At 69.8% G+C, this 524-nt stretch carries 1 protein-coding gene; it reads right to left on the bottom strand.

All coding sequences use genetic code 11. From position 1 onward, the window contains the following. Window positions 1-524: aminotransferase class III-fold pyridoxal phosphate-dependent enzyme (locus ACFQU3_RS24420; protein ID WP_385914804.1), on the bottom strand; the 524-nt coding region annotated here is incomplete at both ends.

Genomic DNA, 524 nt, shown 5'->3' with positions numbered 1-524 from the left:
AGGTGGTTCTTGGCGACCGTGGCGAAGGTCTCGAGGAACCGGGTGGCGTCGGCGGTGGTGAAGGCCAGTGGGGGTCGGATCTTGAGGGTGTTGGCGCTTCTGCCGGTGCCGCTGAGCAGGACGCGGTGGGTGCGCATCTCGGTGATGACCTCTTCGGCGCGGGCGCGGTCGGGTGCGCCGGTGTCGCTGACGATCTCGATGCCGACGTAGAGGCCGTTGCCGCGGACCTCGGCGACGTGGGCGGAGTCCCGGGTGATCTGCTGCAGGCCGGTGCGCAGGGCGTGGCCGCTCTCGCGGACGCGTTGCTGGACGTTCTCGGTCTCGAAGACGTCCAGGACGGCGGCGCCGGCGGCGACCGGGATCGAGCTGCCGGCGAAGGTGTTGAAGTAGCGGACGTTCTGGCCGAACTCGTCGCTGACCTCGGGGCGGAACACGACGCCGGACAGGGGCATGCCGTTGCCCATGGGCTTGCCCATGGTGACGATGTCGGGCAGCACGTCGTGGCGGGCGAAGCCCCACATCGT

Source organism: Terrabacter sp. GCM10028922 (assembly GCF_042666095.1).
In the GTDB taxonomy this organism is placed as follows: Bacteria; Actinomycetota; Actinomycetes; order Actinomycetales; family Dermatophilaceae; genus Terrabacter.
Note: the sequence above shows the minus strand (reverse complement) of the source record. Positions and strands in the feature narration are given on the sequence as shown.